Raw genomic sequence first — 20,609 nt, 5'->3', positions numbered from 1 at the left:
TTTTTTGATTATCAAAATGGCCTTTTCGGCGATTTAGAGGGTATTCAACCGTTATACTAAAATTGCCCTAGTTCTTGATTACCCCGATACCAATCACTGGACATAATTCTTAAATATCTCCTGCGGCATGGTGGAGAGGTCGAGCAAGTACCCATTGATTACCGCATATACCGGCTTGCCATCCCGCGCCAGGAAGAAGTTGGCCGCCCTACCTAAATGTGGGCTTGCAGTGTTGGGGGCTTGCTGGTAGAAGGCTACCAATGGTAACCCGTGGTGCCTGTTGTCGGGCATCTGCGCTAACTGGACAGCACAATAGCCTTCCCGCAATAATGCTAACGCCCGCTCCAACGATATGTCATCAACATGGTCAAACACGGTGGGATAAATCTTCCCTGCCATGAAGTGGAGACCTACGGCATCCAGTTCGGCGTAGCCGAAATTCTCAGCCAGGTCGCCAACATCGGTAATGCGCGACTGCACATAGTAATCGCTGCCTACGGTATACTCATTGCGGTTGATGGACAAGTCCACGGTATAATCCATCGAGTCGCGAGCAACACTGACATGCCGCAGCAATACATCGGAAAGTTTTGAATCGCTGAAGGGCATAGCCTCATACGCTTCGACATCGTACTGCGCATAACTGCCTTGTGCTATTTCAATGAGCGAGTTAAGGATAATGATGAAATTGAGCTTACGGATGAATTGTTTCTCGGGGTCTCCTTTGTAGCCACCTGACTCGATTAGTACGGTACGGACTCCCCAGCTTTGAAAATTATCACCAAACGCCCGCGGAGAATAGGTATCGTCATACTTGGCAACGCCTCCGGGCACATACCCTTGCAGCAATTTGTTGATACCTGCGGTGATTTTCATCGCATCACCCCGGACATCATTAACTTCGCGTTCTTTATTGTAAGCCGGCGCCAGCAGGCCGATGGTTACGGGTGCAGGTGTACCGGGCACATTATAGTAAACGTGCATATCATGCAAATTGAACCCATAATCGGGCTGTACAGTCTTAGCCGCATTGATTAAGATCCGCCCTTCGACTGTGGCCCCCGACCGTGCATCCCGGTTGAGGTCGATGTCCATCGCATTGCGGCGGGTATACACATCCGCACCATCGGGGTTAAGCATCGGGATGAAATACAGGCTGGTTTGCTCCTTCAACAGGTTGCGGATACTATCCATGCCGTCTCCCGATGCTTCGAGGAAGTTGAACAGATCCATCAGTGCCATCGTGGCCGTGGGCTCATTGCCATGCATCTGCGACCATAGCATCACCCGCTTCGGGCCATCGCCATACTTAAGCTGATAGATCGGCTTCTTAAGTACCGAAATACCCAATTGCACAACATCGAACACACCACTACCCTTTCTTTTGAGGATAAGCGGCTCAATATCGGCATGCTTGAAACGGCGGGTGGCAATGGTTGGCTCACGGTAGGTTTCAAAAGCATTCCCCAGCATGGCCGTATCCGGCACATAAGTAATCCGGCTTTGGCCCACCCCATTGCAGGCAGCCGAAACCAAGACAATTGTAAACAAATGGATGATATGCTTCATCGTTACAATTAACTAACCGGCAGCAAAAATGTTTTCCAACACCGTGATGGCACCCTTATTTGCATCCATACGCACCCGGGCACCTACCGGTAGGATAAATTGCTCATCCATGTGCCCAATCAATGCTCCCTGATAAGCTGGGATACCCAGTGGCTTGATATAATGATCCAAAATCTGATCCAATGTCAATGAGTTGCGCGGACTCGATGCTTCACAGTCCGAGCATCGGCCAAAAACAAAGCCGTTGATGCGCTTCAATGCGCCGGATAGTTCCAACTGGCTGAACATCCGGTCGATCCGATAGGGTTCCTCCCCGATATCTTCCAAAAACAAGATACTGCCGGTAAAATCGGGATAATAACGGGAGCCCGCTATACCTGTTAAGACAGTGAGGTTCCCACCCAATAGTTTCCCGTCAGCTGTGCCACGCGCCAACGTACGTACCGGCCGTTGGTTATCGGAGTACACGGGTGGCTTACCCTCGAAAAACAGCTGTTCGAACTGGTTAAATACCATAGGGGTCCACTTGCTGTTTGCCACGGCACCGTGGAAGGTAATCATCCCCGTTTGGGTATGGATGGCTTGGTGGAACGCGGTGATATCGCTGTATCCCAAGAAAATCTTCGGATTGCGGGCGATGAGTCCATAATCCAGCTTATCGAGCAGCCTCGCGGCGCCCGACCCTCCCCGCAGGCACACGATGGCCTTTACACTGGGGTCAGCGAACATATCATGCAGGTCGGCAAGCCGCTCGTCGTCTTTGCCGGCTAGGTAGCCGTATCGCTTGCCCACATGTTTACCCCAGCGCAACCGAAGGCCCAGCGTCTCAAAATTCGCTTCGGCAATCGAATACCCTTCGTCATCTACCAATGCCGATGATGGCGTAATTACGCCTACGACATCACCCTTTTTGATGGTCGGCGGGTGAATGGAAGGCCGGTAGTGACGTACGGTTGTGGGGCCACCGGTGGCAATAGGCAACGATGCCATACCCAAACTTAAGGTCTTGATAAAGGTACGTTTATCCATATTCTTTTTACGCTCATTACAGCCGTTGGAACGACAGCCGTTGGCCGCTACCCTGTTCCACGATTTTTCCTTGCTTATATGCCAAATTGCCCGATACCCATGTATGGGTGACGGTAGACTTAAATGTGTGTCCCTCGAAGGGGGACCAGCCGCATTTCGACAAAATGTTATCCCGGCTCACGGTGTAAGGTTTATTCAGGTCGACCAGTACCAGGTCTGCCCAATACCCTTCGCGTATAAAGCCGCGCTGCTCCACTTGAAAACAGGTGGCCACATGGTGTGCTGTTTTTTCTACCAGCTGTTCGAGTGTAAGCCTGCCATCATGATGCATGTCCAGTAACGCCAGCAGTGCATGTTGCACCAGTGGCCCGCCCGATGGCGCTTTGGCATAAGGCTGAAGCTTCTCTGCCAATGTATGGGGCGCATGGTCGGTGGCGATTATGTCTATACGCCCATCGAGCACCGCTTCCAATATCCCTTTGCGGTCTGCTGCTGTCTTCACCGCCGGGTTCCATTTGATGAGATTACCTTTCTGTGCATAGTCTGCATCGGTGAACCATAAGTGGTGTACACATGCTTCAGCGGTAATCCGTTTTTCGGCCAGTGGGAGTGGGGTATTATTTTCAAACAGGCCGGTCTCCTCAGTCGTGGAAATATGCAGCACATGCAACCGGGTGCCGTGCTTCCGTGCCAAGTCGACCGCACGTGACGATGAGATGTAGCACGCTTCTGCCGATCGGATGAGGGGATGCATATCAATGGTCAGCCCGTCTTCGCCGTGCATGCCCGTATACATCGCCAGGTTCTGCCTAATGGTCCGTTCATCCTCGCAATGCGTAGCGATAAGCAATGGCGAATTGGCAAATATACCTTCAAGCGTGTACTCGTCGTCCACCAGCATATTCCCGGTGGATGATCCCATAAACACTTTGACCCCACATACCCGATGCGGGTCGGTGCGGAGTACTTCATCGAGATTATCGTTGGCCGCTCCCATATAAAAGGAATAGTTTGCCAGTGACCGGCTCGAAGCGATATCGTACTTATCTTGCAGCAGTTCTTGGGTCAGTGTATTAGGCACTGTATTAGGCATTTCCATGAACGATGTAATGCCGCCGGCTACCGCTGCGCGGCTTTCATGCCAGATATCCGCTTTGTGGGTAAGGCCGGGCTCGCGGAAGTGCACCTGGTCATCGATGAGGCCGGGCAACAGGTGCAGCCCTTCGGCATCAATCTCCACGTTGGCTGGTGTATTGATTTCCGGTGCGATTTTTTCGATACGCCCACCACTTAGCAATACATCGAATACATTTGTTTGTCCTTCGTTGACAACGGTCGCTGCTTTAATAATAGTTTTAGACATTCGTTACCCTTTTTTTACAAACTTAGCTAAAGTTGCTTTAATATACAGATAACCGTTAAGGTTACACATCGGCATTACCAGATTCGATCTGCCGCAGGTAAGTATAAGTAACGTGTACTTGTCCGTCGGTTTTCACCTGTTCGTTGCAGGCATTAGGCACCACAATGTAAAACTCACTGCTATCCACACGGCCACTCGGGTTAATATATGTCTTTTCGGCAAGGAGTTCGGCCGCTACGTTCTTAGCGACAATCGGTGAACGGTTCAATTCTTCAACAACCGCTGTATCTCATCGAGTTTCATCAACGCTTCCACTGGAGTCAGGGTATTCACATCGAGATTGTTGAGCATATCCCGGATTTTCACCAAAATGGGATCGTCGATAGAAAACATCTGCAGTTGATAAGCTTGTTTCTGGATTTTCTTGATGCTGTCTTTGATGTGCTCACCGCCGGTACGTTCCTGCTCCAGCCGTTTCAGTATCTCGTTGGCGCGTTGCAATAACTTGGGAGGCATTCCCGCAAGCTTGGCCACATGGATGCCAAAGCTATGTTCACTACCTCCCGGCACCAATTTACGCAGGAAAATCACTTTGTTTGCGACTTCCTTTACCGAAACATTGAAATTCTTGATCCGCGGAAAAGAAGCGGCGAGCTCGTTCAGCTCGTGGTAGTGGGTGGCGAAAAGTGTCTTTGCGCGCGCTGTAGGGTGGTTATGAAGAAACTCGGCAATAGCCCAGGCGATGGATATGCCATCATAAGTGCTGGTGCCCCGCCCGATCTCATCGAGCAGGATAAGGCTACGCTCAGACAGATTGTTCATGATACTGGCTGTCTCGTTCATTTCGACCATGAATGTCGACTCGCCCGACGATAGGTTGTCGGAGGCCCCCACACGGGTGAATATTTTGTCAACCAGGCCAATACGTGCTTCTGTGGCCGGCACGAAGCTACCCATCTGTGCCATGAGTACAATCAGCGCGGTTTGCCGGAGCAAAGCGGACTTACCCGCCATGTTGGGCCCGGTGATGATGATGATCTGCTGGGAGTCGCTATCGAGGAAAACATCGTTGGTGATATAATCTTCATCTACCGGCAGGTGCTGCTCAATGACCGGGTGGCGGCCGCCTTTGATATCGATAGCGTTGGCTAGGTCGATCACCGGCTTAACGTAATGGTTCCGGTGGGCGATCACGGCAAAATTAAGCAACACATCGAGCCGGGCAACCAGCTGGGCGTTGAGCTGTATCGGTTTGATGTATTCGGCAACAGCTGTTACGAGCTCGCCGTATAACTTGGCCTCCAATGCCTGTATCTTCTCTTCGGCACCAAGTATCTGTTCTTCATAGGTTTTCAGCTCTTCGGTTATATATCGCTCGGCATTTACCAGTGTTTGCTTACGCACCCATTCCGCGGGAACCTTATCCTTGTGGGCATTGGTCACTTCCAGGTAATAGCCAAACACGTTGTTGAAAGCAATTTTGAGCGAAGGGATACCCGTAGCTTCCGCCTCGCGCTTTTGGATGGCGAGTAGGTAATCTTTTCCGCCATAGGCAATCTGGCGCAACTTGTCCAGTTCATCGCTTACCCCATCGGCAATGACGTTCCCTTTATTTATGGCTACGGGTGGCTCCGGCTGCAGCTCCGCTTCGATACGCCCACGGATCAGTGTACAGACGTTTAGTTGCTCGGCAATGATATTAAGTGCATGCACCGGTGCACTACCGATGAGTGTCTTCAGATGTTCAACTGCTTGTAACGCCCGTTTCAGTTGGACAACTTCCCGGGGATTGGCCTTTTGCAGGCCAATTTTACTGATGAGCCGCTCCAGATCGCCGATGTGTTTGATATCACGTATCAACTCGTCACGGAGGTCAGCATTCCGGTATAGGAAGTCAACAACCTCCAGCCGCTCGGTAATCGCCTTTTTATCTTTCAATGGCATTACCATCCAGCGTTTCAGCAGGCGGGCCCCCATCGGCGATGCCGTATGGTCCATCACATCGGCAAGCGTCGCAGCTTGTTCATTGGTTGAAGATACCAGTTCCAGGTTACGTATGGTGAAGCGGTCGAGCCACATGTAACGGTCTTCTTCGATACGCGATATGGTGGAAATGTGCTGTAGGTTACGGTGCTCTGTCTCATTGAGGTAGTGCAGTGCTACGCCTGCTGCCACGATACCTAATGGCAATCGGTCGATGCCGAATCCCTTGAGCGACTTGACCTCGAAATGCTTGAGCAGTGTCTCTGTGGTATAGTCGCCTGTATACGCCCACTCATCGAGCGTATAGGTATAGAACTGGTTTCCGAATTGGTCAACAAACATCTTGTATTGGCGCTTGCCCATAATTACTTCCGTTGGCTTGAAACCTTGGAGCAGTTTATCGATGTATGCTACACTGCCTTGGGCCACCAAGAATTCGCCGGTGGAGATATCGAGGAACGAAATGCCGACGGCCTGTTTGTCGAAATAAATCGAAGCTAGGTAATTATTTGATTTCTGTTGGACAATGTTATCGTTGTAGGAGACACCGGGCGTTACCAATTCGGTGACGCCCCGCTTTACAATGGTTTTGGTGGTCTTGGGGTCTTCCAATTGGTCGCATATTGCCACACGTTGGCCCGCTCGCACCAATTTGGGCAGGTATGTTTCGAGCGAATGGTGGGGGAAACCCGCCAATGCCGTCTCGGATTCACTGCCATTGCCCCGCTTGGTTAGCACAATACCCAGGATACCGGCGGCCTTTACTGCATCTTCACCAAATGTTTCGTAAAAATCACCTACACGGAAAAGCAATAACGCACCCGGGTATTTCACCTTGATACTGTTGTATTGCTGCATCAATGGGGTTTCTTTCTTCGCTGTCTTTGCCACCGTCCGATTTTTTTAAATGGTCGTAAACTTAGATAAATTCCCCTTTATATGCAATTTATTCGCGTTGCATATAACGGGGAATTTATTGGTCTCTCCCCGGCCATTGAGAAAAAAGTTGTACCGGGGAAAAATAGGATTAATGGGGCGTTTTGGCAAGTTTCTATTTGTATATTCGCATATCGGACGACATGGCAACCAAACGAAAACGCAGAAAGAAGAGAAACGTGTATCTTAAGTGGACATTACGGATACTCTGTTATTTTTTTGCTATCACGATTTCTTGGGTTATTTTACTCCGTTTTATCAATCCGCCGATTACGTGGCTCATGGTGCAACGTGGCATCGAACGGAAAACCGATGGCAAGGGACGGGAAATCACGAAGAAGTGGATACGTTACGGGGATCTTTCGGATAACCTGAAGCGCGCCGCCATAGCCGGCGAAGACGCCCGCTTCATGGAACACTGGGGGTTCGACCGTGAAGCCATTGCTGATGCTTACCAACGTAACAAAGACGGGGGCAGGTTGCGTGGCGGCAGCACCATCAGTCAGCAGACGGCAAAGAACGTTTTCCTATGGCCCCACCGATCCTGGGTAAGGAAAGGCTTCGAGACCTATTTCACCATACTGATCGAACTATTCTGGAGCAAAAAACGGATTCTCGAAGTCTACCTCAACGTGATTGAAACGGGTGATGGACTATACGGTGCCGAGGCTGCTGCCCAGCATTACTTTGGTAAGTCGGCACGGAGCCTTACCAAGCGGCAAGCAGCATTGATTATCGCCGTACTGCCCAATCCGCGTCGCTGGTCGCCCGCCAAACCGACGGCCTTTATCAACCGTAAAGCCAATACAATTGTACGGTATATGGGGCACAGTAAAATACCTTGATGATTATAAAAAAACCTGTGCGTGCCAGCTTTCTTTTAACGGCACCTCCCAATGGGTTTCCAATTCGGGGTAGGATGTAATAAGATTGTTGAATACGATGGTATCCTCGGTAATCTCGCCGGCGGCAATAAGACGTTCAAATTCATCGCGCGGCACAACTTCGATCCTTTCTTTTTTTCGGTAGGCTATTTGCAAGCGGTCGAATAGGTCGAGCCCGGTTTCTTTCTCAATTTCTTTTAAAAGGTATACGGACTTATCAATAGAACATCCTGTTGGGGGTGCAATAGCATCGTCCACCATCAGGATAATAAAGCGATCATAGCGTACCTCCGCATTCGCTGCCAATGGCCTGCCATGGGCCTTCCATTCCGCTGTAAAAAGCGCTAATTTGTCGAGTACTTTCACTTTATCAGCCACGGTCATTTGCCGATCAGCTTGATATATCCAAATCCGTTGCATGAAGACAAAGTTACGGTTTTAAGTGTAATATGGCGAAATCATCAGGTATACGACCACCCCCGAGACCGCCACGTACAACCAAAGGGGAAATGTGTACTTGGCCAATTTCCGATGGCGCGCAAAATCGCCCGATAAGCCCCGGACGAACGTAACCAATACAAAGGGAATAACAACGATTGAAAGTAAGATATGAGAAATTAGGATAAAGAAATAGATGTAGCGGATTGTACCCTCACCGCCGAAAGGCGTCGACTCGGCCGTCATGTGATACGCAACATACATCAAGAGGAATGCAGCGGAGCAACCGATACATATCTTCACCAATCTCTCATGTACCTGCCTGTTCCCGTTTTTGATTGCTATCACCGCGGCGACCAATAATACCGCCGTAATCCCGTTGATCGTAGCGTAAATAGGCGGCAAAAAAGTAAGCGGCTTGACGTCGTATCCCAGGTCCCGCAGGTTAACACCGAACAGCATTGCCACGACCAATGGAATGGCAACGGAGAGTATAATAATCCACCTATTGTATTTATCCGTTTTCCGCATTACTCCTTAATCCTCAAATCCTTAATCCTCAAATCCTTGCTCCTTAAATCCTTGCTCCTCAATCCTCAAATCCTTGCTCCTTAAATCCTTGCTCCTCAATCCTCAATAAGGGCTATGTTCCCTGATTTCCTGCACAAGTAACAGCTTCAGTTCGTCGATCAGCCGGTCCACCTCCTTTTTCTGGTTGACATCGTAATACCCCCGTATACGCCGTTTGGAATCAACCAATATCAGTGACGAGCTATGGATGAAGTGGGCATCTCGTGTGGTATCTTCTACTGCATCGACCAAGAAACCATTCCGTGCAACATTATACACATCATCCTTACCGCCGGTAAGGAAATGCCATTTCTTTGTTTCGGGCCGGTAGTCTTTCGCGTATGCCTGTAAGACTTCCGGGGTGTCATAGGCTGTATCAACAGTGATGGTATAGAAGTTTACCATCTGATTATTGGCAAATCGATCCGCTACCCGGTTCATTTCGTCGTTCATGTGCTTGCAAAAGGTAGTACACCGCGTGTAAAAGAAATTGACTACCGATATGGTCGTATCTTCCTGCAATACTGACACGGGCACCCCTATCTGGTTGGTCAGCGAAAAAGGGGTAATCTGGTGGAATAAGGTATCTGGTACTTGCTTCCCCATCCGGCTGGTGGAGGTACCGGTCAACACCTTCTCTCCATAAATCGGTAGGTTCTGATAGCGGTTCTCCGCTTTTCGTTCCAGTAGGAAATATAAAAATCCTGGCAGGATTAGAATTGCTGCCAGGATCATAATTTTCTTTATACCACTGGTATTTACAATACCTGTCATTGCGGATTGTCCCAATGAGGGAACGGATTGTAGTGCGTATTGAGGTATCCGCCTTCAGTGAGCATCAGTACGATGAAATAAATAATCAGCACAAACGCGATAGCGACCGACATGATGAAGCCGAACGTTTCGAACTTCAAGTGCATAAAATATGCAATAATATAGTATGCTTTAAGCAGCGTAAGTACGATATAAACTACGTTCACTGCCATGGTCTTTTCGATTACCCCTCCATGAACCAGCACCAAGGCTATGAAAAATTCGAGTGCCGTGAGCGCTAGGAGGTAAAAAAAGACCCGCCAGATCTTACCCTTGGTCATTCCCTCTTGGTGTTGCCCTTCCGTGTGCTCTACCGTCTGATCTAGATGTTGAGAAGCCATAATTTCGATAACTGCTTTAATTGTTTATACCAAATAAAAGAACGTGAACACAAATACCCATACCAAGTCCACAAAGTGCCAATAGAGCCCGACTTTTTCTACCATAAGGTAGCTGCCCCGGCGTTCAAAAACATTGGCGAGGGTCATACCCAATACGATAATATTCAGCAGGATACCGATAGATACGTGGAATCCGTGAAATCCGGTGATGGTAAAGAAGAGGTTGGCAAACTGCAATGCCGAGACCTCCGAAATCTCTTTTGAGAAATACGGTGCAAGTGTGACCTCCGGCGACACCCCCTCTTGTGATGGAATACTTCCCCACCAAAAACCGGCATGATTAAGGTGCGTCCACTCTAAGGCTTGGCAACCGATGAACATTAGACCACCGATAATCGTTGCTATCATCCAACCCACGACTTCCTTTTTCGCCATACGATGCCCCGCTTCTACCGCCAGTACCATCGTCACCGAACTCATGATGAGGATAAAGGTCATGATGCCCACAAATACCAACGGATAACCGTAATCGGCCACAAAGGGGATCGACTGAAATAATTTATCCGGGTCGGGCCACGTCATATGGGCAAACCGCTGCGAGCCATAATAAATCAAAAAGGCCGAAAACGTGAATGCATCGGACGTAAGGAAAAACCACATCATGATTTTACCGTACTCTACATTGAAAGGCGATCTACCACCGTTCCATCGTCCGGTTTTAACCTTATCTAATTCCGTTACAGTTGTACTCATTGTTCAGTGTTATTGGTTCAAAAGTAAAAAAACATAAATATAAATCCACAAAAAGCCTAGAAAATGCCAGAATAACGTTGCTAAATCCATCCGGAACACATTATTGACCTGGCTGATACCTTGAACGCGCCCCACCAACGCCCGGACTAACACGATAATCCCTGCCAGAATGTGGGCAAGGTGCATACCAGTGAAAATATAGATAAACGATTGGGAAGCATTGGTATTGACAAACACCACGCCCCTACTCGTTAATATGCTCCATGCATATACTTGCACAATGAAAAAACCAATGCCAAGAAGAACCGTTGCCAACAATAGCAATTTCTGCTGTGAAAACTGGGTCTTCTTTGCAGCAACATAAGCAAGCTGCATGGTTATACTGCTAACTACGATCAGTATTGTGCTATAGATGAACGCATCAGGCAATATGGTTTTGATACCACGATCGGCCCCACCAGCAGTGTACACGATGAAACCGCTGGATAATGCGGCAAACATCATGAACATACCGATCATTCCCAGCCAAAGATTGAACTTCTTCGCCTTTTGCTGCGCTAACTCTTCTTTATTTTGGGTGTACTGTGCCATGGCTATCATAACGCTACAAAATCAAAAAGTAATACCAATTGGATCAGCGGTAAGTAGAAAAAAGAGGTAAACATCACTTTCTTAGCAGATGCCATATCGCGCTTCAAAAACAGTTGTAAACCGTACCAGCTGAATAGTAACGCCCCAGCAACGGACACCAATGAAACCACAATACCTCCAAAACCGAAATAATACGGGAGCAAGCTCACAGGCACCATCAACACGGTTGAAAACAGCACCATGAATGCCGAGAATTTGTCACGGCGTGTAGTGGGCAACAGACGGAAACCTGCTCGCTTATAATCTTCGTCAAGTACCCACGCTATACCCCAGAAATGGGGAAACTGCCACACAAATTGGATGATAAACAATACCAGTGGAATAACGACGATTGCGGCTGCGTTAGACTGGCTATATAGCGCCAGATCGTCCTGGCTAAAAGCCGCATAGTATCCAATCAATGGCGGCAACGCCCCCGGGAATGCACCTACGAATACGGCAATCGGTGACTTGCGCTTTATTGGCGTATAAATAAAAGCGTACAATATGATAGAAAAAACCGAAAGCAACCCGGCTACGAAATTAAGCGTCACCAACGTATACGTACCTAGGATACCCATCAATAAGCTCAGTACCAATGCTTGTCCGGTAGTCATCCGGCCTGCGGGGATCGGCCGATCGGCTGTGCGCTTCATCAACTTATCCAGATCGCGCTCTATGATCTCATTAAACCCGTTAGCAGAACCAGTCACCAAGAAACCACCCAAAGTCAAAACCAGCCAGTTGATCCAATTGATATCGCCCTGCTGTTTACTACCGATCAAGAAAGCGATGGATGCTGAAAACACCACCGTCATCGTCAGCCGCATTTTGACCAACTTCTTCAAATCGCCAACAAACTGCTTTACTTCCGCCAGTACCGCCCCGCGGTGGTGCCTTTGTACGACGGCATCCCCCTGTTTCCTGGCTCGTATGTCACTATTCGATATATTCATTCACTCACTATTCAAAAATTGTCAAGCGTTCTTCCGCGACACAGTACCCAATAACAACATTAAGTAATACTGGGTACCGAACAACAAGCAGGCGAGCATCAAGTGGGTCGTCTGCGCGTATGCCGGCATGTCCAGATACGCCAATATCAAGGCACTTACCAACTGTAGCACGAGCAACACTACCAGTAAGTTGGTGAACCGGCTTTGATGCGTATTAGCAGCAAACCGCGAGCGCACAATGAAAAACAGTGCTACGATCACGATAATGGATAACCAAGCCAAACTACGGTGTATCTGAAATACGTCACTTACCTGTGCCAACCATTCTCCCCGGTCGGGCCAATTCCCGGATGCCGCGATGATATCAATTTCTTCCCGCACGCCGGTGCCGATAGCTACCTGCGCCACAATCAGCAGCAGGGAAAAAATAGCCAGTGGCTTCAACCAGTGCGACGTATGATTAATCAGCAAGTCCTTGTCGCGCACCGATCTCACCTTAAAATAGGTATAGATACTGATCGCCAAGATAACCAATGCCAATAACATGTGCACCGTGATAATCCAAGGCATCAGATTGGTAGATACCACTATTGATCCCAACCAAGCTTGATACCCAAGGACAAATACGTTGATCACACTCCAAACGAAAATGGATCGCTTTGTTTTAAAGAACGTAATGGAGAAAACGGCACAAAGAAACACCACTATCCCCGTCGTGGCCCCGGCAAGCCGGTTAATGTATTCGGTCCACGTCTTTGCAGCATTGAACTCCTCATGTTGGAGAATACTCTCGTCGTGGCGAATACGGTCTGCCAGCTCTTTGGCTCCGAACCGATCCAGCATATTGGCGAACCGCTCGTTTTTCGCCTTTCTACCAGCTATATATTTTTCTTCGTAGCCCGCTGGCAATTGGGATACATCCGTAGGCGGCACCAGCCGGTCAAAGCATTTGGGCCAATCAGGGCATCCCATCCCCGACCCTGTACTACGCACCACCCCCCCTGCCAAGATCACAATGAATATCGAAACAATCGCTACCTTGTTAATCCTTAAAAACCGTCGTTCAGCGGGGGGCAGCATGTTATTTTATTCCGTCTCCTTTTCCGCCTGTGGGCTATTTGCCAACTCCCATTCCCGTTGGATACGCTCGGCCTCTGGATTGCCCTCGAAATCGTGCGGCAGGTTCGAACTCATCGTTTCAGAGAACGGCACATTCTGCGGAATGAAATCTTCGTGATGCCCGGGTTTGCTGTAATCATACGGCCACCGGTATACGGTCGGTATCTCACCCGGCCAGTTGCCGTGAATGTGCTTCACCGGTGTGGTCCATTCCAATGTATTGGCACCCCAAGGGTTTTGGGGAGCGACCTTGCCAAACCGGATTGAGGAGAAGAAATTCCAGAGGAATGCAATCTGTGCCACTCCGGCCACAATTGCCGACCATGTGATAAATACGTTTACCGACATCCACTTTTCCATGAACGGGAATTCAGTAAAGGCATAGTACCTACGGGGTACGCCGTCTATTCCCATGAAGTGCATGGGGAAGAATACAAAATATGCGGCGACGAAGGTCAACCAAAAATGGAGGTACCCTAGTTTCTCATCCATCATCCGCCCGAACATCTTCGGATACCAATGGTAAACCCCCGCCAACATACCAAATATGGATGCCGAGCCCATCACTAAGTGGAAGTGGGCCACCACGAAATAGGTATCATGCACGTGGATGTCTATCGCAGAGTTACCGACATACAACCCGGTCAATCCGCCGGAAATGAAAAACGAAACCATCCCGATGGCAAACATCATGGCTGGAGTGAATCTGATATTCCCCCGCCAAAGCGTCGCTAGGTAATTAAACGATTTAACCGCCGATGGCACCGCGATAATCAATGTGGTAATCATGAACACCCCACCCAAAAACGGGTTCATCCCGGTTACGAACATGTGGTGCCCCCAAACGATAAACGATAGTACCGTAATACCTACCAGCGAGTATACCATTGCATGGTAACCGAAGATGGGCTTACGCGAATTGGTTGAAATAATCTCAGAAGTAAGTCCCAACGCAGGCATCAAAACGATATAAACTTCGGGGTGTCCCAAGAACCAAAACAGGTGTTGGAACAAAATGGGGCTACCCCCTTCGTTGGGTAAAATCTGCCCTTGGATAACCAAATCAGACAGGTAGAAACTCGTACCTACACTACGGTCAAAGAAAAGCAATACTACGGCTGAAACCAACACCGGGAAAGAGAGCAATCCCACGATTGCGGTGAGGAAAAAAGCCCAAATGGTCAGCGGCATTTTCCAAAGATCCATCCCTTTGGTCCGCAGGTTCAATATCGTACTGATGTAATTGGTGCCGCCGAGTACCTGCGATATGATAAACATCACCATACTGACCAACCACAAAGTCATCCCCAAGCCGGAACCGCTAATCGCTTTCGGCACTGCGGACAATGGTGGATAAACCGTCCAACCCGCACTTGCAGGCCCACTTTCCACAAAGAAAGAAGAAACCATGACCACACATGCTCCAAGGAAAAACCAATACGACAGCATGTTCATGAAAGGTGAAGCCATATCACGTGCACCCAACTGATAGGGGATCAATAAGTTACTAAAGGTACCGCTAAGTCCCGCAGTAAGTACGAAAAACACCATTATGGTGCCGTGTATGGTTACCAATGCTAAGAAAAACTCGGGATTAATGCGACCCCCTTCGGCCCATTTACTACCCAAAAGCACTTCCAAAATAGGAAATTCCTTATCTGGCCAAGCCAATTGGAGCCTGAATAATATGGATAGTATCAAGGCAAAAACTGCCATGATAATACCGGTAATCAAAAATTGCTTCGCAATCATTTTGTGGTCCTGACTAAATACATATTTAGTCCAAAATGATTCATGGTGATGCCCATGTTCAGCGTGGTGCTCTAAACCATGTGTGCCTGCGCTTGCTATACTTGACATGTCTCTGTATTAAATACGTTATTTCCTCAATATTTAGTTCGCTTGGGCCAATAACTTGGCATCCTCTTGTTCGTCGGTAGCTTGTGATAGCTGGAATTCTTTCCGCAAATCCTCGGTAAAGAAGTACGGCTGTTCATTAAGCCAAGCGGTGTACTCCTCTTCAGTAACCACACGTACTTTTTTCTGCATATTATAGTGGCCCCCACCACATATCTTGTTACACAGCATTACAAAATCGTAATTATAATCATCCATCTTCTCGCGCATTTCTTCGGTAGTCATGGTGGCGGTAAACTGGAAATACGTTTTCATACCTGGTACAGCGTTCATCTGTACCCTGAAATCAGGGATGTAGAAACTATGCAAAATATCTTTCGAGCCGATTTGGAAACGGACCGGCTTATTCACGGGGATCACGATTTCGCTTCCCAACTGATCGTCCCAACTGTTCTTATCGTTAAAATCGATACCGAGCCCGTTGAGTGGTGTCGTGAGCCGATAATTCCGTTCACCAATTTTACCATCCCGGCCGGGATACCTCACTGTCCACGCAAACTGCTCACCCACTACTTCAATCAAAATAGCTTCCTGTTTGGCTTCTTCAGATACATTGGTGATAGAACGCCAGGTAAAGAAGCCGAAGAGCACGAGTATGGTCAACGTTGTTGCCGGGACGATTGTCCAAATTTTCTCCAGCGTATTATTGTGTGGGTAAAAGTATGCTTTCCGTTTGGGTTGCGCGCGATAGATATAAGCGAACATAAACAGGGCAATGTGTGTCAGCACCAATACCACCGTACAAATCACCGTTGTAATGATAAACATGTTATCGATACTCTTCCCATGTTCGGTAACCGCTGCCCGGAAAGCCTGCCCACCGTGGTGCACATACGACCAATATACCCCGTACAATCCCAAAACGAGTGCAAGTACAAATAGCTGTGCGTTGAAATTACGGGCGTAAAGTGTAGTATCCTTACCGTTCATCCGGCGGGTCAATTCATATATCTGGATGATTTTCCCGATAACACCTACGAGCACGCAGATCAGGAATACCAGCAACACGCCGTAAAAGAAGTTCATATACACCTGCGGATCTATGGTAGACCCACTCTCTTCAGCAGCTGCTACGGCAGTACCCGTAGTCGCAGCTGCCGGTGCAGCAGCAGTTGTAGTGCCACTGTCGGCCGCGGTCGCACCGCCAGCCGCGGCTGTTGTATCACTAACCGTTGCCGTATCAGCAGCTGTAACAACCGCCGTGTCGACTGCCTGTCCAGCTGTATCTACAACCTCTTGCGAAAACGCTTGGTTAGCCAGCCCCATTCCCACAATAAATGCCAGTACAACGACTGCCCTAAACTTGCTATTATTTATAAAGCCCATTTCTTTTTATAACGATTTTCCTTATTTAGTGTTTCGTTTCCCAAACTTCCGCCCGTCAACCCGACCTATCTCATATTTGATGGTGCAAGCTCTCTTCCAAGAACGGATGCTTCGCCGGCGCCAGTGCATGTTTGCTCAGTTTGTTGAGTACCAAGAAAGCAAACAGCCCCGTGAAACCAAGTGCCGAACCAATCTCTACCCAGCCAAAAGCCCGGTGTGTTTCCACGGTACCCGGCATCACCATGATATAGAAGTCGAGCCAGTGGCCTAATAGCAATACAATACAGACCGCTGCTAGGATCTTGCTGTTGCGCACGAAGTCACGGTTTACCAGCACCAATACCGGGATTACAAAATTAATAAATACATTGATCCAAAACCAAGGTTTGTATTCCGGTTCCCAACGTTTGTAAAAATAAACCGTTTCCTCGGGGATATTCGCATACCAGATCAACATAAATTGGGCAAACCAAACATATGTCCAAAAAATAGAGAAGCCGAAAATCAATTTCCCTAGATCATGGAGATGGTTTTCGTTGACCCAAGCCAAGTACCCTGACTTCTTCAAGAGGATAACAATCAACGTAATCACACATAGGCCACTTACAAATATCGCGGCAAAGTTATACCAGCCGAACATGGTGGAAAACCAATGGGCTTCTAACGACATGATAGTATCGAACATCCAAATCGGCGACGTAAACCCGAAAATCACCAGGAATATAGCCGACAGCTTAAAGCTCTTCTTATAAGAATTGAGGCCGCCATGAAGGTCTTCGCTGTAGGAATAACGTGCTAACATCCATGCACAGATACTATATGTTCCCATAAAAGCCACTTGCCTCAGCAAAAAGCCAGGGGCATTCAGAAAAGAAGATTTGCCGGCAATGATCGCATCGTAACTAGGACTATCCGGATCGGTAAGCCCTTCGCCGAACCAATGGTGATAGAGGTTGTGTGAAAATAGCCCCCCAACGATGATAAGAAGTAAAATCAACGATGCAACGGGCAATATATATGCCATCGCTTGCGGAATCCGTATCAACCCCGAGGGCCACCCTGCCTGGGTAACGTATTGGATGGCTAAAAAACACCCGCCGGCAGCACATACGCCGGTGAAATAATATCCCATCAGCAATAGGTTGGCATACGTACGCTCCACGGTGACGTGGTCATTGGAGAGTAAGCCAATGGCGATGGTCACGATGCCTATAGCAAGTGCGACCAAACTCACCACTTTCGCCCTTCCAGTGAAAGTAAACTGTTCGCTGAAGTTATAATCGTTATGATGATTGTGAGTTCCCATTTAATATAGCTGATATAATATTATTTCTTTTGTAATTCTCTAACGTACATAACCACTTGCCAACGTTCTTCAGGTGAGAGCTGCGACGCGTGGGATCCCATCATGTTTAGCCCATAGACAATGGTATGGTATATTTTCCCGTCGCTAAGCTCGGCCATCGTCCCGCCACGTGAAGAGTTGATGCCATCTGACTGCGCGTAGGACGGTGGCGGGGGGAAGTTCTCCAGTTGCCGCGATTCGGCTTCCAATGTCCTATCTTTTGTAATCGAGCCGTCACCACGTCCTTCCGGTCCGTGGCACACTGCGCAATAGACATGGTAAAGCGCTTCACCCTTTGCGAGGTTAGCCTCATTGCGTTCTAGCGGGTTCACCAACTCCTCACCCGCGCGAATGTAGTCGTCTGTCGTGTTAGCATAATCGAACCGCTCAAACCCGACCGGCACCGTACCTGCCGGTGGTGTCTGGGCTGTTTTCCCATCTGCAAAATTCGGATTAGGCTGGTCGGGATTGTAACCCAATGGATCATACATATTCCGCGAAAACTCCCAGCCCCGGCTACGCGTTGTGCCGTCTCCGCAGGAAGTCACCACGGCCGCAATAGCGACGGCAGCACCTACAGCGCTTAGAAGTTTCATTTTATTCATAGCTAACATATTTTCGTTCGTTATACTTCACTTCAACCGCTCCTGCTGACTTTAACAGGCTTTCAATCTTCTCATGGTCCCCATTATCTTTCGCATCGATAGCAATGATAAACCGGTCGTCGGTAGCCCGCAGGTCCATCACACGTGGAGCACGGCCCGGGAACAAATGGTTACGGTAGAAAAAGGTCGCCACCATACCCAATGCGCACAGCAGGATCGTTACCTCAAACGTAACCGGTACAAAAGCCGGTAAAGGTAGCGATGGCTTGCCACCGATATTGATCGGCCAATCGTAGGTCATTGTATAATACAGCAGACTAAAACCAAGGAATGTACCCGTAATCCCAAAGCAAAACGCTGCAATCGGCAAGCGCGAAGGCTTGACGCCCAACTTCGCTTCAATACCATGGATTGGCATTGGGGTGAAGCAATCGTAGATGCTGATGTTGTTGGCTTGAAGTTTATCGATTCCGTCCATCATCTCGTCCGGATCGGCAAAACTGCCAAGGATATACTTAATATTGCTCATTGCGCTATTTCGTTTCTAGTTCTTTAATTTCTTCGTCGGTTACCGAGTCATATTTCGTCAGCGTATTCCTGAAAAACTCAACCTGTTCGCTGTCCAGATGGCCTTCCTTGATCAACTTGGATTTCTGTTGCAGGCTCGCGCTCTTCAGCAGCAGTTTCACTTCGGCAATAGCGATGCCGGGCAGGAAGCGCAAAAATAACAGAAACAGCGTGAAGAACAGCCCTACCGATCCAACGAACACGCCGACATCCACCCACGACGGGTAAAACATCGCCCAGCTTGATGGCAGGTAATCGCGATGCAGGGAAGTGACAATAATGACGAAACGCTCAAACCACATCCCGATATTGACCACAATGGAAAGCACCCATGAAATCGGAATACTGGTACGGATACGCTTAAACCAGAACAGCTGGGGAGAGATAACGTTGCACGTCATCATCGTCCAATAAGCCCACCAATAAGGTCCGGCGATCCGGTTGGAAAACGCGTACATTTCATACTCAGACCCGGAATACCAAGCGATGAACAGCTCGGTCAAATAGGCAATACCAACAATCGAACCCGTCGCTAAGATGATCTTGTTCATCGACTCGATGTGGAACATCGTGATATAGTTCTCGAAGTTGAGCACCTTACGCATCACCAGCAACAGCGTTTGTACCATGGCAAAGCCCGAGAAGATGGCTCCAGCCACAAAGTAAGGCGGGAATATGGTAGTGTGCCAACCCGGAATCACCGATGTGGCAAAGTCCATGGATACGATAGTGTGTACGGAAAGTACCAGCGGCGTGGAAATACCGGCAAGAATTAATGAGACAATCTCAAACCGCTGCCACGTCTTCACCGACCCGTTCCATCCGAAAGACAGGATGGAATAAATCCGCCGTTTCAATCCCGCAGCACGGTCACGCACCGAAGCAATATCCGGAAGCAAACCGCAATACCAGAATACCAGCGATACGGTAAAATAAGTCGAGATGGCGAATGCGTCCCATACCAGCGGCGAGTTGAAGTTCACCCATAGCGAACCGAATTGGTTGGGTAGCGGGAAAATCCAGTAAGCCAACCAGGGGCGGCCCATGTGGGCAACGACATAGGTGGCAGCACAAATCACCGCGAAGATAGTCATTGCCTCCGCAGAGCGGTTGATGGAGTTACGCCAGTTTTGGCGGAATATCAATAGTACCGCAGAAATCAGCGTACCGGCGTGACCGATACCTACCCACCATACAAAGTCGGTAATATCCCACGCCCAGCCTACGGTCTTGTTTAGCCCCCAGGCACCGATACCGGTCCAGAACGTGTAACCTACACTGAACACCCACAGCAAAGCGCCTAATGCAGCCATGGTAAAACCAATCCACCACGCCTTGTTAGGTTTATTCTCCACCGGCAACAGAATGTCGTCAGTCACCTTGGCATAGGTGATGTCTTTGCCCGTTACTAAAGGTTCCCTTATTATTGATTCGTTATGCGATGACATAAATATGGTATTTCAAT

General features: G+C 48.6%; 20 protein-coding genes. 1 reads left to right on the top strand and 19 read right to left on the bottom strand.

Going from position 1 to position 20,609, the window contains the following annotated elements:
* Window positions 1–93: 93 nt before the first annotated feature.
* The 5 genes from NGM62_RS01365 to mutS form a co-directional block, all read right to left on the bottom strand.
* Window positions 94–1,569: a M14 family zinc carboxypeptidase gene (locus tag NGM62_RS01365; RefSeq protein ID WP_262245394.1), complete on the bottom strand. Its 1,476-nt coding sequence runs from the start codon at window positions 1,567–1,569 to the stop codon at window positions 94–96.
* 12 nt (window positions 1,570–1,581) lie between these two features.
* Window positions 1,582–2,598: a S66 peptidase family protein gene (locus tag NGM62_RS01360; protein ID WP_262245393.1), complete on the bottom strand. Its 1,017-nt coding sequence runs from the start codon at window positions 2,596–2,598 to the stop codon at window positions 1,582–1,584.
* Between the two features lie 16 nt (window positions 2,599–2,614).
* Window positions 2,615–3,961 (bottom strand): dihydroorotase, encoded by a 1,347-nt coding sequence (locus tag NGM62_RS01355; RefSeq protein WP_262245392.1) that lies wholly within the window; start codon window positions 3,959–3,961, stop codon window positions 2,615–2,617.
* A gap of 61 nt (window positions 3,962–4,022) precedes the next feature.
* Window positions 4,023–4,229: a hypothetical protein gene (locus tag NGM62_RS01350; protein ID WP_262245391.1), complete on the bottom strand. Its 207-nt coding sequence runs from the start codon at window positions 4,227–4,229 to the stop codon at window positions 4,023–4,025.
* A complete protein-coding gene (gene mutS, locus NGM62_RS01345) occupies window positions 4,226–6,835 on the bottom strand; it encodes a DNA mismatch repair protein MutS (protein WP_262245390.1) in 2,610 nt (869 codons plus the stop codon). Before mutS ends, NGM62_RS01350 begins: the two co-directional genes overlap by 4 nt.
* Before the next feature lie 188 nt (window positions 6,836–7,023).
* On the opposite strand from mutS, the gene mtgA reads away from it, so the two are divergent.
* Window positions 7,024–7,725 (top strand): monofunctional biosynthetic peptidoglycan transglycosylase, encoded by a 702-nt coding sequence (mtgA, locus tag NGM62_RS01340; RefSeq protein ID WP_262245389.1) that lies wholly within the window; start codon window positions 7,024–7,026, stop codon window positions 7,723–7,725.
* A 3-nt stretch (window positions 7,726–7,728) separates the two neighbouring features.
* Here mtgA and NGM62_RS01335 read toward each other — a convergent pair whose 3' ends face one another.
* The 14 genes from NGM62_RS01335 to nrfD form a co-directional block, all read right to left on the bottom strand.
* Window positions 7,729–8,184 (bottom strand): ABC transporter ATPase, encoded by a 456-nt coding sequence (locus NGM62_RS01335; RefSeq protein ID WP_262245388.1) that lies wholly within the window; start codon window positions 8,182–8,184, stop codon window positions 7,729–7,731.
* A gap of 18 nt (window positions 8,185–8,202) precedes the next feature.
* Entirely contained in the window at window positions 8,203–8,733 is a 531-nt protein-coding gene (locus NGM62_RS01330) for a DUF420 domain-containing protein (protein ID WP_262245387.1), read from the bottom strand.
* A 102-nt stretch (window positions 8,734–8,835) separates the two neighbouring features.
* Entirely contained in the window at window positions 8,836–9,507 is a 672-nt protein-coding gene (locus NGM62_RS01325; RefSeq protein WP_262245386.1) for an SCO family protein, read from the bottom strand.
* 35 nt (window positions 9,508–9,542) lie between these two features.
* Window positions 9,543–9,926 carry a cytochrome C oxidase subunit IV family protein gene (locus tag NGM62_RS01320; RefSeq protein ID WP_262245385.1) on the bottom strand — a complete coding sequence of 128 codons (384 nt, stop codon included), beginning with the start codon at window positions 9,924–9,926 and terminating at the stop codon, window positions 9,543–9,545.
* 24 nt (window positions 9,927–9,950) lie between these two features.
* Entirely contained in the window at window positions 9,951–10,679 is a 729-nt protein-coding gene (locus NGM62_RS01315; RefSeq protein WP_262245384.1) for a cytochrome c oxidase subunit 3, read from the bottom strand.
* A gap of 9 nt (window positions 10,680–10,688) precedes the next feature.
* Window positions 10,689–11,270: a cytochrome c oxidase subunit 3 gene (locus NGM62_RS01310; RefSeq protein ID WP_262245383.1), complete on the bottom strand. Its 582-nt coding sequence runs from the start codon at window positions 11,268–11,270 to the stop codon at window positions 10,689–10,691.
* Between the two features lie 5 nt (window positions 11,271–11,275).
* Window positions 11,276–12,265, bottom strand: coding sequence for a heme o synthase (cyoE, locus tag NGM62_RS01305; RefSeq protein ID WP_262245382.1), 990 nt, complete (start codon window positions 12,263–12,265; stop codon window positions 11,276–11,278).
* Between the two features lie 21 nt (window positions 12,266–12,286).
* Window positions 12,287–13,345, bottom strand: a complete 1,059-nt coding sequence (locus NGM62_RS01300) for a COX15/CtaA family protein (RefSeq protein WP_262245380.1) — start codon at window positions 13,343–13,345, stop codon at window positions 12,287–12,289.
* Window positions 13,346–13,351: 6 nt separating this feature from the next.
* Window positions 13,352–15,244 carry a cytochrome c oxidase subunit I gene (locus tag NGM62_RS01295; protein WP_262245378.1) on the bottom strand — a complete coding sequence of 631 codons (1,893 nt, stop codon included), beginning with the start codon at window positions 15,242–15,244 and terminating at the stop codon, window positions 13,352–13,354.
* Window positions 15,245–15,277: 33 nt separating this feature from the next.
* Entirely contained in the window at window positions 15,278–16,627 is a 1,350-nt protein-coding gene (locus tag NGM62_RS01290; protein ID WP_262245377.1) for a cytochrome c oxidase subunit II, read from the bottom strand.
* A 70-nt stretch (window positions 16,628–16,697) separates the two neighbouring features.
* Window positions 16,698–17,933 carry a quinol:cytochrome C oxidoreductase gene (locus tag NGM62_RS01285; protein WP_262245375.1) on the bottom strand — a complete coding sequence of 412 codons (1,236 nt, stop codon included), beginning with the start codon at window positions 17,931–17,933 and terminating at the stop codon, window positions 16,698–16,700.
* Window positions 17,934–17,953: 20 nt separating this feature from the next.
* Window positions 17,954–18,577 (bottom strand): c-type cytochrome, encoded by a 624-nt coding sequence (locus tag NGM62_RS01280; RefSeq protein WP_315975844.1) that lies wholly within the window; start codon window positions 18,575–18,577, stop codon window positions 17,954–17,956.
* The gene (locus tag NGM62_RS01275; protein ID WP_262245373.1) at window positions 18,570–19,106 is read right to left on the bottom strand and encodes a DUF3341 domain-containing protein; all 537 of its coding nucleotides are present in this window, start codon (window positions 19,104–19,106) and stop codon (window positions 18,570–18,572) included. Before NGM62_RS01275 ends, NGM62_RS01280 begins: the two co-directional genes overlap by 8 nt.
* 4 nt (window positions 19,107–19,110) lie before the next feature.
* On the bottom strand, window positions 19,111–20,592 hold the full coding sequence (gene nrfD / locus NGM62_RS01270; RefSeq protein ID WP_262245372.1) for an NrfD/PsrC family molybdoenzyme membrane anchor subunit: 1,482 nt from the start codon (window positions 20,590–20,592) through the stop codon (window positions 19,111–19,113).
* Window positions 20,593–20,609 lie beyond the last annotated feature (17 nt).

This window comes from Parapedobacter soli (assembly GCF_025460835.1).
GTDB lineage: Bacteria > Bacteroidota > Bacteroidia > Sphingobacteriales > Sphingobacteriaceae > Parapedobacter > Parapedobacter soli.
The sequence above is the reverse complement of the archived record's forward strand: the minus strand, read 5'-3'. Positions and strand labels throughout refer to the sequence as shown.